10 protein-coding genes and 1 tRNA gene are annotated in these 12,752 nt (G+C 65.1%); 6 read left to right on the forward strand and 5 right to left on the reverse strand.

Going from position 1 to position 12,752, the window contains the following annotated elements:
• Together ASF45_RS29010 and ASF45_RS29015 are read left to right on the forward strand one after the other, a co-directional pair.
• Positions 1-5,214 (forward strand): hypothetical protein, encoded by a 5,214-nt coding sequence (locus ASF45_RS29010; protein WP_056671895.1) that lies wholly within the window; start codon positions 1-3, stop codon positions 5,212-5,214.
• A gap of 22 nt (positions 5,215-5,236) precedes the next feature.
• On the forward strand, positions 5,237-6,169 hold the full coding sequence (locus ASF45_RS29015; RefSeq protein ID WP_156473229.1) for a hypothetical protein: 933 nt from the start codon (positions 5,237-5,239) through the stop codon (positions 6,167-6,169).
• Between the two features lie 198 nt (positions 6,170-6,367).
• Here ASF45_RS29015 and ASF45_RS29020 read toward each other — a convergent pair.
• Positions 6,368-6,443 (reverse strand) — tRNA-Thr (locus tag ASF45_RS29020).
• Positions 6,444-6,462: 19 nt separating this feature from the next.
• Positions 6,463-6,672, reverse strand: a complete 210-nt coding sequence (locus ASF45_RS29025; RefSeq protein WP_235581073.1) for an AlpA family transcriptional regulator — start codon at positions 6,670-6,672, stop codon at positions 6,463-6,465.
• Between ASF45_RS29025 and ASF45_RS35910 the strand changes: the two genes are divergently transcribed.
• Complete coding sequence (locus tag ASF45_RS35910) at positions 6,671-7,045, forward strand: hypothetical protein (protein ID WP_162244067.1); 375 nt, start codon at positions 6,671-6,673, stop codon at positions 7,043-7,045. The two genes, ASF45_RS29025 and ASF45_RS35910, sit on opposite strands and share 2 nt — an antisense overlap.
• Positions 7,046-7,355: 310 nt before the next feature.
• Here the strand turns inward: ASF45_RS35910 and ASF45_RS35685 are convergent, their stop codons facing one another.
• The 3 genes from ASF45_RS35685 to ASF45_RS29030 all read right to left on the reverse strand — a co-directional run bounded on the left by ASF45_RS35685 (position 7,356) and on the right by ASF45_RS29030 (position 9,829).
• Positions 7,356-7,559, reverse strand: coding sequence for a hypothetical protein (locus ASF45_RS35685; protein WP_156473230.1), 204 nt, complete (start codon positions 7,557-7,559; stop codon positions 7,356-7,358).
• Positions 7,560-7,660: 101 nt separating this feature from the next.
• Positions 7,661-7,990: a hypothetical protein gene (locus ASF45_RS35690; RefSeq protein ID WP_156473231.1), complete on the reverse strand. Its 330-nt coding sequence runs from the start codon at positions 7,988-7,990 to the stop codon at positions 7,661-7,663.
• Positions 7,991-8,851: 861 nt separating this feature from the next.
• Positions 8,852-9,829 carry a tripartite tricarboxylate transporter substrate binding protein gene (locus ASF45_RS29030; RefSeq protein ID WP_056671901.1) on the reverse strand — a complete coding sequence of 326 codons (978 nt, stop codon included), beginning with the start codon at positions 9,827-9,829 and terminating at the stop codon, positions 8,852-8,854.
• Positions 9,830-10,024: 195 nt separating this feature from the next.
• On the opposite strand from ASF45_RS29030, the gene ASF45_RS29035 reads away from it, so the two are divergent.
• The 3 genes from ASF45_RS29035 to ASF45_RS29045 all read left to right on the forward strand — a co-directional run bounded on the left by ASF45_RS29035 (position 10,025) and on the right by ASF45_RS29045 (position 12,751).
• Positions 10,025-10,909, forward strand: a complete 885-nt coding sequence (locus ASF45_RS29035) for a transporter substrate-binding domain-containing protein (RefSeq protein WP_082551347.1) — start codon at positions 10,025-10,027, stop codon at positions 10,907-10,909.
• A gap of 37 nt (positions 10,910-10,946) precedes the next feature.
• Complete coding sequence (locus ASF45_RS29040) at positions 10,947-11,699, forward strand: hypothetical protein (RefSeq protein ID WP_056671903.1); 753 nt, start codon at positions 10,947-10,949, stop codon at positions 11,697-11,699.
• Positions 11,700-11,863: 164 nt separating this feature from the next.
• On the forward strand, positions 11,864-12,751 hold the full coding sequence (locus tag ASF45_RS29045) for a transporter substrate-binding domain-containing protein (protein ID WP_056672817.1): 888 nt from the start codon (positions 11,864-11,866) through the stop codon (positions 12,749-12,751).
• Position 12,752 lies beyond the last annotated feature (1 nt).

A 12,752-nucleotide genomic window follows, 5' to 3' on the forward strand; every position in this document is an offset into this window, starting at 1 on the left:
ATGTCCGTCAATGGCATCTTCAAAGTCATTCCCTCGGGTGTCATCGACCATCGGCGCCTGCGCGCGACAGTGATGCTGTCCCCTTCGCCCGGAAAGCAGGTGCTGTCGACCTTGCCGTCCACCCTGGTCGACGAATGGCGGAAGAAGAACTGGACATTGAGGGTCGTGCGCCTGCGCGTGACGGGCGATGATTGCCCGGCCACATTCGAGGATGCAATCCGCTCGCCTCAGATGAGCGCTGACTGCAAGGCCCATTGGTCATCCGGTGCCGTGGCCTGGAGCGCCAGTCCTCCAAAGTGGCTCCAGACGTTGTGGGAAGACGGCTTCAAGGACAACGAGGGCCAGTTGCCCGCGGACGTCTGGGGGATCCTCGAACGATCGCTGCTAGCCTCGAATGCCGGTCATGTCCTGCAGGCCGGCAAGACCCTGGATCCGAAATCGCCGGATCCCAAGGAAGGCAGCACCAACGTCGAAGCCGTGGTGCCATCACGCCAGAGCGACCTGGCGCTCTTGCTCGAAAGCGAGCGCGCCCACGAGATCTGTTCCACCGCCCGCTGGGCGCACGGCGATTTCATCACCTACTCGGAAGAGGAGAACGCCTGCCTCGGCAAGATCTTCTGCGCGAGCCGCACCGAGGCCGACACCCCGCCGCAGAACCCGGAAAACAAGTTCCTGTCGCCCGAGGAAGTCAACCGAAGTCCGGAGCAGCAGAAGCTGCGCGATGCAGCGCGCAGTCGTTTCATCCAGGCGCAAGAAGCGGTCGACAAGCAGTACGAAAAGTGCGGGAACGCCAAGCCCGGCCTCGCCAGCGCTCCCTGGCTGTTGAGCCCGGCCGATCACGCTGGAGACCGCGGCAAGGTCTCCGAAGCGCTCCCGCATGCCGCACGCTCGCACCAGGCCGCGAATCCCCATGAACCGCGCGCCGCCGTGAATTCCGGCTCGGACGTTGTGATGCAGCGCTACTTCGCGATCCAGGGCTCGGCCGCTCTGTCCCGCCTGTTCGGGCTCACCGTCGACCTCGACATCAACCGGGACGACCTCAATCGCGCATTGAGCCTTTCTTCGGATCAGAGCGGCAGCGAGGACACGGTGGTTCACCTGCTGCTCGGCATCGTTCCGGAAGGCGCGGAGACCGACAAAGTGATCTGGACCCTGGTGCGCTATCGACCTGGTCGCGAGATGCATTTCTTCCCGGCCAGCCGACTGGAGTTGCTGACGTCGGCGAAGCGAGGTGTGCTTCATCCGCAGGCGTCCCAGCACGAAGGCGTGCTCGCGCTCGGGCAGCAATTCACCGGAGCCCCGAGGGAACCGAACGCCCAGCCGCCAATCCTCAGCCGCTTTGCGCTGAGCAGCCTCGACGTGCAACGCGCCACGAACGGCGCACTCGACCGCATGGTCCTTCCGGATCCCAAGGAGATCCCACCCGCCGCAGGCGCGCCCGAGCCGCTGCTGGCGTGCAAACCCAGCCAATGGGCACGCAAGACGCACTCCACGGCCGGACTGGTGCTGCTGGATCGCGGACGCCTCGAGCAGACCGTCAACCAGTTCGCCGCGCGCACCAGTCACTTGAAGCAGCCACAGCTCGTCGTACTCGACTCGACGGATCTGCTGGTCGGCTACCGGCTCGACATCGGCGTGCCATCTGAGGACTTGGCGTCTGGCGAGTGCGGCGTGGCCTGGCGCAGCCTGATGGCCCGACAGGTGACCTACGGCAACCACGACACGGTGTCTGTCAGGAACACGATGCAGTTGTTGATGGGCGGGGCCATCGACACGCCCTCGGGCTGGCAACAGACACTCGACGACGCGCAACTCAGCCTACCGGCACGCTTGGCGCCGACCGCGGAATCGGGCAAGGACGAAAAAAGCAAGGACGCCTACGTCGAAGAGGTGGTGGCGGTGTGGACGGGGGAGCCCATGGCGGCCCAATGCGCCGGCACGGATGCACAAAAGAGGGCTCCTGCACCGGTCGGCATCGGCGAGACCATCCGGCTGCCCACCAAGGACCATGCTCAGCGTGATCGCCTGCCGCCGCCGCTGCGTTTCGGCTGGCCTTATCGCCTCGGCGTTCGAGCTGTCTACACCGGCTCGATCTCCCTGCCGCTGCAGCATGCACGACGGCTGTATGAAGGCGCAGGGCCGGATGCCTGCCTGAAGGACAGCGTGCTCACGCTTCCGGCCCGTGACAAGGATCGCTCCGGCGTGCGCCGATTTCTTCGGCACGAACGGATCTCGGCACCCACGCTTCTCATGCACAGGGACGTCGCACTGCGCTCCAATTCCTTGATGGGGTTCGAACGATCCGCACATGCGATCGTCCGCAGCGCCGGCGACCCCAAGTACGCCGATCGGGCGGCGCCGGCCAGCACGCAACGCATCTTCGTGCCGCCCTCGGTGGAGCGGCCGTTCGCTGCAATGCATGGCGTGTTCGACCGCAACCCCGCGCACAAGCATCCCACCGCAGGCCTGCCGGATGTCCGGTTCGATGCCGCGGCCGGCGGTTTTCCGTTCGTGGCGGCACCGTCCTTCGAAGGCATCAATGGCGAAGTCTTCTTTGGCGAGCGGACGATCGCCACTGGTCGCGACCAACGCGGCGATGCAGTCTACGAAGAGCGGGTGGGCTCAAGTGGCCCGACCCACCGCCGCTATTACCCGGACCCCGCAGCAATGACCTGGGTCGTCGCGGTGCGCCACGCCGGAACCAACAACTACCTCGACGGCCGGCCCTTCACCACGCCGATTCGCAAGGCTGGAACGTATCCACATTGCCGGCCGCTGGTTTTGCGGATCGAGCGCGATCCCTCGGTCCGGCATCGCGGCGCGCGCCCCCGCCTTCATCAGGTCCTGTCGCAACCATCGCGGCGCCAGACATCCCCGGCGGTCGCCCACGCCGTAGAAGTCGTCGTCACGCTGGCCCCCGGCGACGACTTCGATGTCGACGTCTGGTGCATCCCCGACGAGCAGGCACTTGCCAGCTGGTTCGCACCGGTCGAGAACATCGGGACGCTGGCCCTGTTGAGTGCCGGCAAGGACGTGAAGGGTGATCTTGATCAATTGCCCAAGCTGTTGCCCGGATTGTTGGTGTCCGCCCTGAAGAAGATGCTCCCGCCGCAGATGGCCCGCGCCGTCGAGGGCACGCTAAGGACCTACTGCTGCTGGCCGGAGGCCGACTCGATGCAAGCCCTGCAAGGCAACGATGGCGTCGGCGGCCTTCCAGCACCCGGCCCGGTGACGCGCCTCGCGATCGCCAACGCCCTACACGACACCCTGACGGCACGCCCGCTGGACGAGCTCGCCGCAGTGCAGACGCTGCGCGTGACCCACGCCACGCTGCGGCCGTTCCGCCTGCCGGCTTTCGAACCGACAGATTCCCTCCGCCGGCTGGAACTCCGCCGACCCGCTCCGGCCGACGCGGCCCCGGCAGACGTCGCAGCCGCGTTGACGGAATACCTGTTGGCAGGCGATATCCGCGTCGACCTCCACACCACTGCGTCCATCGAGTTCCGGGCAAGGACCGTGTTCCCGAACGCCTCCGCATTCGATGACCCGCGGCGAGGACGCAGCGCCCGCGATCGGCGCAACGGCGCGTGGCCCGAGCATTGCGGCAAGTCGGTCGAGACCGAGCATGTCTTCGGTTTCAAGGTCGGCGATGATGGCCGTGTGACGCTTCCGGAGACCGAGATTTCCCTGCTGGAACTCGCAGACTTGCCAACGCCGGTGTCGTGCCAGTTGGCCCCGGAAGACGACGGCATGTGGCGCATGGACCTGGGCGCGGTGAAACCCGGGGCGGGCAAGGGCGGATGGGGCCACATCGCCACGCGCCACATCTTTCCCGATCGCAAGGCACGCCGGCTCATGGTCCGCATGATCGCGCGGCCTCGCCACGAGGAGCTGATGCGGACCGCCAGCGGCGTGGCAAGGCTCGGGCAGCGCTTGCAGCCCGGCCAGGCGGCGGTGGAGCCCTTCGACGACAAGTTACCGGAGGTTCCGATATGGATTCCCGCCGGCATCCGCCCCTCCGAACCTATTACGCAGACGCCGGTGCCGGCCTTCGTCTGGTCTGCGCCGAATGCCCGTAGCGCCAGCCGCGGCTCGGTGATTCGCATCCCGCTCGGTCGCGGCTGGTTCTCGTCTGGCCAGGGAGAAAGACTGGGCATCGTCGTCTGGCCCCCCGGCTGGCTGAACGAGGCCGCAGGACTGCCGCCGCAGCCCGTCGGGCCTGGCGGATATTCGACGCATCCGGACGTGCTCAAGCTGTCCGAATTCATGGACGAGGACCTGGGGCCAGGCGGCCGCTTCGTGACCCGCTGGGGCAGCGACCCGACTAGGCCTGTCGATCCGCGCGCACCCGCCAACCCGGCATTTCCCGGCTTCCTGGATCCATCGTCGTTCAAGGACCTCGGTCCCGTCCGCCCGCCTAGTGCTGCGGGCTTCCCCGCGGAACTGGCGCCGAATGTCAGCATGCCGGTTCGCGTCGATGCGACCCCGGACCAGCCGCAGGCGGACACGCCTGCCATCACGCTCGACGTGTCGCTGGTGACCTACGAGCCACGCTTCGACATGGAGACCGAGCAGTGGTATGTGGACGCCGCCATCGAGCATGCGTTCGAGGCGCAACCTTTCGTGCGCTTGGGGCTCGTTCGGTTCCAACCCCACGCGCCGAAGGATCTCCAGGTCTCGTTCCCGATCACGCAATGGGTGCAGCTGCTTCCTCGCCGCGACGTCAGCGTGACCACCCTGCTGCGCGACAGCGTGGAGTTCGCCCGGGTGACCGTCGAAGGCCTGGGGCCGCTGAACGACCGCTTCGATGCCGCGGACGACATCATCGGCACCCGCGTCTGGGCCCACGTGACGAGTGAATACGTCAACGAAGCGGGCATCACCTGCCGCAGCGCACGCCCTCCGATGCCCATGTCGCTGGGCGCCCTGCAGGGCGTCGGCCGGCCGGCAGACGGCTATCGCGGCCCGCGCCGCAGCTGGAGCATCGACATCAACCTCGATGCGCTGCTCGACCACAGCGGCTTTGGTGTGCGCGAGAAGGTCTCTCACTTCGTCTACGTGGAGGAACGCGAAGCCTACCTGCCCGCGACCTATGTCCACGAACCCGTGTCACCCTCGATCGCAGCCGGCGAACTCGCCACCTGCATGCACCAGGAATCGGGGCCGCGCTTCGTGGCGCGCCTCGCGCTCCAAAAGAGAAAAACCCGAGGCTGAACAAACCAGAAGGAGATCCGCGATGAATGTCTCAACGTCCCCTTCCGCTGCATTGCATCGAACAATCCACGCCATCACCGCGAGCTGCCTAGTGGCGGCCGCAGCCTGCCCTGGGAATGCCGGTGCCTTCACACCGAATGACAACGCCGACATTCTCAACTTTTGTCCCTCCGACGACTTGCAGAGGATCATCGCGAAGAGGACCGGCTCGGGCGGCATGAAGTTCGCGTTCAACGCGATCGAGCGGGCCGACGGCGGCGAGCCGACGAATGTCGACTCGTACCAGGTTAAGGTGACCAGCCTGCCCAAGCTTCCGAACACGGCCCAGCCGGCCACCCCCGAGGCCTTGTTCAACTACCTGCGGAGCCATCTCGCCGAACTCATCGACCAAACGAACTCGCAGTTCGGTCCGTATGACGGCGCGGTCGACAAGCCGATCTGGAACCAGGCCGACCCGACGGGCGCCCTCATGCTGTTCGACATCCTCAACAAGTTCGGCTCGGTGAGGAGCAAGGACAAGTCGTCGCGGATCGAGCGTGCGCTGGTCGTGGTCTCGGACATCAAGCGATCGGCTGACCGTTACTACTGGCGCTTCTCCACGATCGGGGCGGACGACACTTGGAAGCCCGACTTTTCGGCTTACGGCGACCATCCGGTGAGCGGCACACGCGAGTTCGGCTTGTACAAGAGCGGCACGGCGTGGGTCGCCTACACGCGCGGCGCGGACCGCGCCACCGGCGGTGTCATCGACCACTGGAATCGCGATGAGATCTTCAAAGGAGCCGACGATCTCTGGAAATCGTTCCAGACGCGCTTCGCGAGATTCGTGAATGCGAATGGCGGCGCGGCGGCAGCACTTCCCGCCGAACGTCAGGAACCGCAATGGAAGGACCTCGTCAAGGACGGGGTCGTCAAGCTTTCGTGCAACTGGCGGAAGGATGCCGTCAAGCCATGAGTGGCCTGCGGCTTCGTTTCAAGTTCAAACGCACGCTCCCGCGCCGCGAGGCATTTTGTCGGACTGCGCCATGCCCCCATTTCACGAAGACGATCACGGATCGGCCAGCGCCGCAACGGACTGCGTGACTCGGGTGCTGTGGGGGCTCATAAACGACGAGGCCGCCCGAAGGCGGCGTAGAGCTGCGACAGAACGTCGTGGTGCCGGTTGTCGGAATCGAACTGACGACCGTCCGCTTACAAGGCGGGTGCTCTACCAACTGAGCTAAACCGGCAGGGAGCCTGCGAGTGTACTCAATCGCTGGGCCACTTCACCTCGTCGAGGGCGGTCATGCGCTTTTCATGGAGGAGGACAACTAACTCTCGCACCTCGTTAGACGTCTTGCCCGCTACACACGCGGCGACCAGCGAGGCAACTTCGTAGTCTGGCCAGCCGACCGCGTTCATGCCGATTCGCACAGGCCTAGTGAAGATCCCTTCGCGAACTGCGCGGTAGATGCTCATGCGACTGCGGCCCGTGATGCTCACGACAGCAGGCATTCTCAAAATACTGATCATCGCTGCCACCCTCGTGCGGGAGCCGATCATCGCGCGGAACCTGTCCACGCGCATCTCGATACGAGAAGGCCCCACGAAGGGGGCTCATGTGGCGCATGCTGATTGGCCAGGCCTCGCCGCCGATCGGTGGGCTGTGCCGGACCGCACGGGCAACCTTTGCGCATACGGCATTGCGCTGGTCAGCGGACCGTCGGCGGTGGCCACAGCGCCGACCTCTGCGCCTTCGCCAAGCTTTATCACGGTGTCTGCGCTCGGCCTGTGGGACGCCGCAGCGGTGCCGACCACGGTCTGCAGAAATCACCTGCTGGCGTGCTGCTGAGAGCTGAATTTTCAGGGGGGACTTGGATGCCTTTGCCGGGTGTCGAAACTCGACGCAAACGTTAGTCACAGGTACACTTCGGGGTGACACCACGTGTCGCTTCGAAATCCCTGCGCGGAGCGACAGGTCGTTGATTTCGTTGATCTTTTTAGAGCCAATACGGGTTCCGGATGCGCGTCCGTGAAGCGCCACCAACATTCAAAGCCTCTGGAGTCTGTGACTTCAGAGGCTTTTTCGTTGGCGGTGTGCGACTGCCTCGATGCTATCGCCGCGTCTTCGTCTGCAAGGCAGCGGCGATGCCCCTTCGATGCTAGGCGGTTGCAGCTTGGCGGACGGGTTGGATGTCGCGCGATTCAACCCAGTGGCTTCCTGTGCCGTGCACCTCCAGTGCTTCGGCCAGTCGGTTCTTCAGCAGCCACCGGTTCATCAACGAGCCTTCCATCCACTCGCAGACGAAGCGTTGGCCCTGGTGCTGCGCCACTTCGCGCGTGCTTGAAATGCGAATTTGTTTCATGGTGCGCGAGCGTAACCATGACACCGTATTTCTAATGTGACATGCCGCACATCTTTTGCATGGCACATGCGCGCGAGGCGCCAACCTGACGCCGCCGGCGGTCAGGCCTTGCCGTTGCGCTTGGCGATCACTGCCATGACGGCAATTGCTGCAACCACTTCCCACATGCCGCCGTGGCTGCCGCTGAACGTTGATGCGGCCCACGAAGCGGCAACGTCAGGAAGTGCTCGAACCGGCGGAAGGTCAGGATATGCGCCCAATGCGCATGCTGCAGAGACAGCAAGCAGCGATGCGGCGGCGATCAAGAGGCGTTTCATCGGCTGAATGGAAGTCATCATCAGCCTGAAGCAAGCAGTGTGCCAGTCTTGATGATCAACTACTTGCTGGCATTTTTTGTCTATTCCCGGCTTGGATGTAACGTCGGCCGTCATCAGTCTTTTCCTACATCGCTGAGCCGGTGGGCGGTCAGTGCGTGGCGTTGGTTCGATCGTCGTTTGTGATTGGCGGGCGGTGCCGTGTACCGCACGACCTCAAAACCAAGCGTGTATCGGGTTGCTCTGTCGGCTTTTTTTACACAAGGGCTCGACGCGGCTGCCGTGCGGAAGTTTGTCTGTTGATTTCATTGCAGTCACGCGCATGGCGCGGATGTTGCATCGAATGCATTGGGGCTTGGGCAAAAAGAATGCCCAGGTGCACCTGATGCGCGCTTGGCACGCCCGCTGGCGACCTGATTACCGAACCGGATTCTTCAAGCATGAGCGATCAAACCAGGAGCGACAGTTCGAAGCCCGTACCGCCTGCATCGGCGGCCGTCGAGCCCAGGACCCACGTGAACAGCGCGATGACCGTCCCCTATGTGCCGAGCAAAACGGTGCCGGTTCGGGCTGGCGCCGATGACCACAAACGGCATACCACCAAGGGTTTGCCGACTTAGGCAGGTTCGCATTCGCAGGCAGTGCAAGCCCCGCGTCAGCGGGGCTTTTCTTTGGGCGTTCCTTGTCTGTTGGACTGATGTGTGCCCATTGAGGTCTGGAACAACCACGCTGGCGGCCTGGCAAGAGGCGGCCAAACACGCAAAACGCCAGTCGGTCGAATGACGGACTGGCTTCGATCTGACTGCCTTGGGGAATTTGGTCGTGGACTCTTACGCGGTCCACGTTTACGGCACTTTCGCATGCAGGACCACTCTGCGTTTTTCGTCGTGAGCGATCTTGTCGACGTGCCGCCGTGAGATTCGGCGTTGCCTGGCCAGGCGTTTCCTGATTGGAAATCAGGTAACTGCGGATTATAGCTCAGTCTGGCTTGGCCCCAGATGCCTTGACCACCTTGGCCCATTTCGCGGTCTCGCTCTGCATCAGCGCCATCAAGGCGTCAGGCGTGCCGGGGTTCGGATCCAGGCCCAGGGTGGCCAGTTTCTCCTTCACGTCGGGCAGGGCCAGCACACGCGCAACTTCCTGGTTGATGCGCAGCTGGATGTCGCGCGGCATGCCGGCCGGCCCCAGCAGTGCGAACCAGGAGGTGGCCTCGAATCCGGGCAAGCCGGCCTCCGCGATCGTCGGAATGTCCGGTGCGGCGGGTGAGCGCTGTGCGCTGGTCACGCCCAGCGCCTTGAGTTCGCCGGATTTCACGAGCGGCAGGGCCGACGGCATGTTGTCGAAGATCATCGCGATGCGTCCGCCCAGTAGGTCCGGGATCGCCTGGGCGCGGCCCTTGTAGGGCACATGCTGCATCTTCACACCGGCCAGCGTGTTGAACAGTTCGCCCGACAGGTGGATCGAGGTGCCGCTGCCCGATGAGCCGAAGGCCAGCGGCTCCCGCTTGGCCAGTGCCACCAACTCCTGCACGTTGTGGGCCGGCACCGTCTTGTTGACGACCAGCAGGTTGGGTGTGCTGGCCAGGAAACTGATCGGCGTGAAGTCCTTGAGGTTGTTGTACGGCATCTTGTCGTACAGGGCTGCGTTGATGGCGTGTGTGCCCACCGTGCCCAGCACCAGCGTGGCGCCATCGGGCGGGCTCTTGGCCACCATGTCGGCGCCGATGTTGCCGCCCGCGCCGGGCTTGTTGTCCACCGTGACGGGCTGGCCCAGCGCGCTCCACTTGTCAGCGAGCAGGCGTGCCAGCGTGTCTGGCGCGCCACCGGGCGGGAAGGTGACGACGATGCGGACCGGCTTGCTCGGCCAGACCGCCGGCTGCGCCGTGGCGGGCAGGCTGCCGGCCACAAGGGCGAGCAGGGCAATGGACAGCAGCAATCGGCGTGGGGCGGTCTGCATGGTGGCGGGTCTCCTTGTGTTGTGTGCTGGGCCGCCAGCGTAAGCAAGGCGCGCCGTGCGCGTGAGCGGGTTTTACCGGCCCACTTGGCGGTGACGTACCGCACGATGTCGCGCCTGGCCTCAGGCATATCCCTTGCTTCCAGCATGGGCCGCCTGCCTACACTGCAAACCCCCATCCGCTTGCCGAGGAAGCCCATGCCTGCCTTGTCCCGCCTGAGCGCCATTGCCCTGTGCTGCGCCAGCTTGTCAGCTGTCCATGCCGACACCTTGAAGAAGGTGGCCGAGAACAACAAGATCACCGTGGCGTACCGCGAATCGTCGGTGCCGTTCAGCTACCTGGCCGGCTCGACCAAGGCCGTGGGCTTCGCGGTCGATCTGACCGACGCTGTTGTCGAGGCCGTCAAGAAGAAGCTGAACAAGCCCAACCTGGAGGTCGGCACCATGGCGGTGACCTCGCAGAACCGCATTCCGTTGCTCACCAACGGCACCATCGATCTGGAATGCGGCTCGACCACCAACAACACCGCGCGCGGCAAGGACGTGGCCTTCGCCATCAACCACTTTTATACCGGCACCCGCCTGCTGGTGAAGAAGTCGTCGGGCATCAAGAACTACGCCGACCTCGCCGGCAAGACCGTGGCCACGACGACAGGAACCACCAACGCCCAGGTCATCCGCAAGTACAACCAGGACAACAGCATCGGTATGACGGTGGTGCTGGGCAAGGACCACGACGACTCGCTGCTGCTGGTGGAGAGCGACCGCGCCGTCGCCTTTGCGATGGACGACATCCTGCTGTTCGGCCTGCGCGCCAACTCCAAGATGTCGGAACAGCTCGAGGTCGTCGGCGATTCGCTGCAGGTCGAGCCCTATGCCTGCATGGTGCGCAAGGACGACCCTGCCTTCAAGGCGCTGGTCGACGGCGTGTTCTCCGATGCCATGAAGTCGGGCGAGTTCGAGCGGCTGTACAACAAGTGGTTCATGTCGCCGATCCCGCCGCGCGGCATCAACCTCGGCCTGCCGATGAGCCAGCAGCTGCGCGACAATCTGAAGTCCCTGAGCGACAAGCCCGCCATGTAGGTCCGTGTGCGGCACCGGCGGGGTCTGCAACCCCTTGATGCCTTCCCACCGCCTTTTCTTCTGCATTGCCGCGTTCCTGGCGCTGACAGCGGCGGCGCAACCTGCGCCGGCCACCTTCCACATGGTGCAGCGCATCGACGAGATGCTGGTCGGCGTGGACGCCATCGCGCTCGATGTGGTCGACCGTGACCATGTGGCCGGCACCTATTTCCTCGTGCATGCGCAGCGTCCCTCGCCGCTGGTCGGCTACGCCAATTACGTGGTCGACTGCCGCACACCCCAGCGCATCGCCATTCTCAATTCGGTCATGCCTTCGGGCCGGCTCGAGCCCGAGCAACCTTTCGTCCAGCCGCCGCGCCGCAGCGGCCGGACCGACCTCGCGCGCCTGGTGTTCGAGCCCGTGCACACCATGGACGGCACCGCCCTGGTGGCCCGGTTCAGTTGCGAGGCCAGCGGCGCGCCGGGCCGTGCAGCGCAGATCGCGGCTGAACTCGCCGCGCGCGGCAGCCCGCCCGACAGCCGCAGCCTGTACTGCCAGATGCAGCCCGATGCCGGGCAGGCGGCGCGCCGTGTGGAGGTGCGCTACAGCGCGGCCGAGAACGCCGTGGCCGTGAACGGGCAATGGCTCAGTTCGGGTTTCGTCGCGGGCGACGAGGTGGTGTTCGGCGTCGGCGCGCAATGGCGCGTGGACACGCGCAAGCGCCACGCCCGCCTGCTGCGCGACAACGGTCGCCAGTTGTTCAAGGGCGATTGCGACACGCGGCCCGAATCCATGCCGAGCGGCCGTTGACCGTGCCCGGACGGATTTCCGTGCGCCCCGCCGTCGGCTGGACGGAAAACCGTTCGCGCGCGGCTGCAGCCGGCCTGCGTGCAAGGGCGCCGCGGCATGCGGCCACGCTTGGCACAGTGCGTGCTGGCACGTGCCCTCTGCCATTGCCTGCCGCGCGCCTGCCCATGCTGCGTTTCCTGTTTCTGTCCGCCACCTTGCTCTGCTGCGCCCACGCGGCGACCGCCCAGTCCATCGACACGCTCAAGCGCATCGCCGACACCGGCACCATCAACCTGGGCCACCGCGAATCCTCGGTGCCGTTCTCCTACTACGACAACCGGCGCCAGGTGGTCGGCTACTCGCACGACCTGATGCTCAAGGTGCTGGAGGCCCTCAAGACCGAGCTCAATCTGCCCGCGTTGACGCTCAAGCTGGTGCCGGTCACGCCGCAGAACCGGCTGGCGCTGGTGCAAAACGGCGCGGTCGACATCGAATGCGGCTCGACCACGCACAATCGCGAGCGTGCACGCCAGGTCGCCTTCTCGGTGTCCATCTTCAAGATCGGCACGCGGCTCATGGTGGCCCGCGATTCCGGCATCCACGACTTCCCCGACCTTGCCGGCAAGCGCGTGGTGGTCACGGCCGCGACCACGTCCGAGCGCCTGCTGCGCCTGTTCAACGAGGGCATCGGCCGCAAGTTCAGCATCGTCGTCGCCAAGGACCATGGCGAGTCGTTCGCGATGCTGGAGGGCGGCCGGGTCGACGCGTTCATGATGGACGATGCGCTGCTGTACGGCGAGCGCGCCAAGGCCCACGAGCCCGAACGCTGGGTGGTCGTGGGCTCGCCCATGTCCTCCGAGGTCTACGGCTGCATGATGCGCAGCGGCGACCGCGAACTCAAGCGCATCGTCGATGCCGCGCTCACGCAGCTGATGCAGTCCGGCGAAGCCATGCGCATCTACGCCAAATGGTTCGAGCGGCCGATTCCACCGCGCGGCCTGAACCTCAACTGGCCGGCCTCGCCAGACCTCGTCGAGTTGTACCGAGCGCCGAACGACCAGCCGGTCGACTGAA

The organism is Pseudorhodoferax sp. Leaf265 (assembly GCF_001422365.1).
Taxonomy (GTDB): domain Bacteria; phylum Pseudomonadota; class Gammaproteobacteria; order Burkholderiales; family Burkholderiaceae_C; genus Pseudorhodoferax.

What these genes read in the sequence shown, in the direction of transcription:
- ASF45_RS29010 (WP_056671895.1), top strand. Translation starts at nt 1, where the DNA reads ATGTCCGTCAATGGCATCTTCAAAGTCATTCCCTCGGGTGTCATCGAC.
- ASF45_RS29015 (WP_156473229.1), top strand. Translation starts at nt 5,237, where the DNA reads ATGAATGTCTCAACGTCCCCTTCCGCTGCATTGCATCGAACAATCCAC.
- ASF45_RS35910 (WP_162244067.1), top strand. Translation starts at nt 6,671, where the DNA reads ATGCGACTGCGGCCCGTGATGCTCACGACAGCAGGCATTCTCAAAATA.
- ASF45_RS29025 (WP_235581073.1), bottom strand. Translation starts at nt 6,672, where the DNA reads ATGAGCATCTACCGCGCAGTTCGCGAAGGGATCTTCACTAGGCCTGTG.
- ASF45_RS35685 (WP_156473230.1), bottom strand. Translation starts at nt 7,559, where the DNA reads ATGAAACAAATTCGCATTTCAAGCACGCGCGAAGTGGCGCAGCACCAG.
- ASF45_RS35690 (WP_156473231.1), bottom strand. Translation starts at nt 7,990, where the DNA reads ATGACGGCCGACGTTACATCCAAGCCGGGAATAGACAAAAAATGCCAG.
- ASF45_RS29030 (WP_056671901.1), bottom strand. Translation starts at nt 9,829, where the DNA reads ATGCAGACCGCCCCACGCCGATTGCTGCTGTCCATTGCCCTGCTCGCC.
- ASF45_RS29035 (WP_082551347.1), top strand. Translation starts at nt 10,025, where the DNA reads ATGCCTGCCTTGTCCCGCCTGAGCGCCATTGCCCTGTGCTGCGCCAGC.
- ASF45_RS29040 (WP_056671903.1), top strand. Translation starts at nt 10,947, where the DNA reads ATGCCTTCCCACCGCCTTTTCTTCTGCATTGCCGCGTTCCTGGCGCTG.
- ASF45_RS29045 (WP_056672817.1), top strand. Translation starts at nt 11,864, where the DNA reads ATGCTGCGTTTCCTGTTTCTGTCCGCCACCTTGCTCTGCTGCGCCCAC.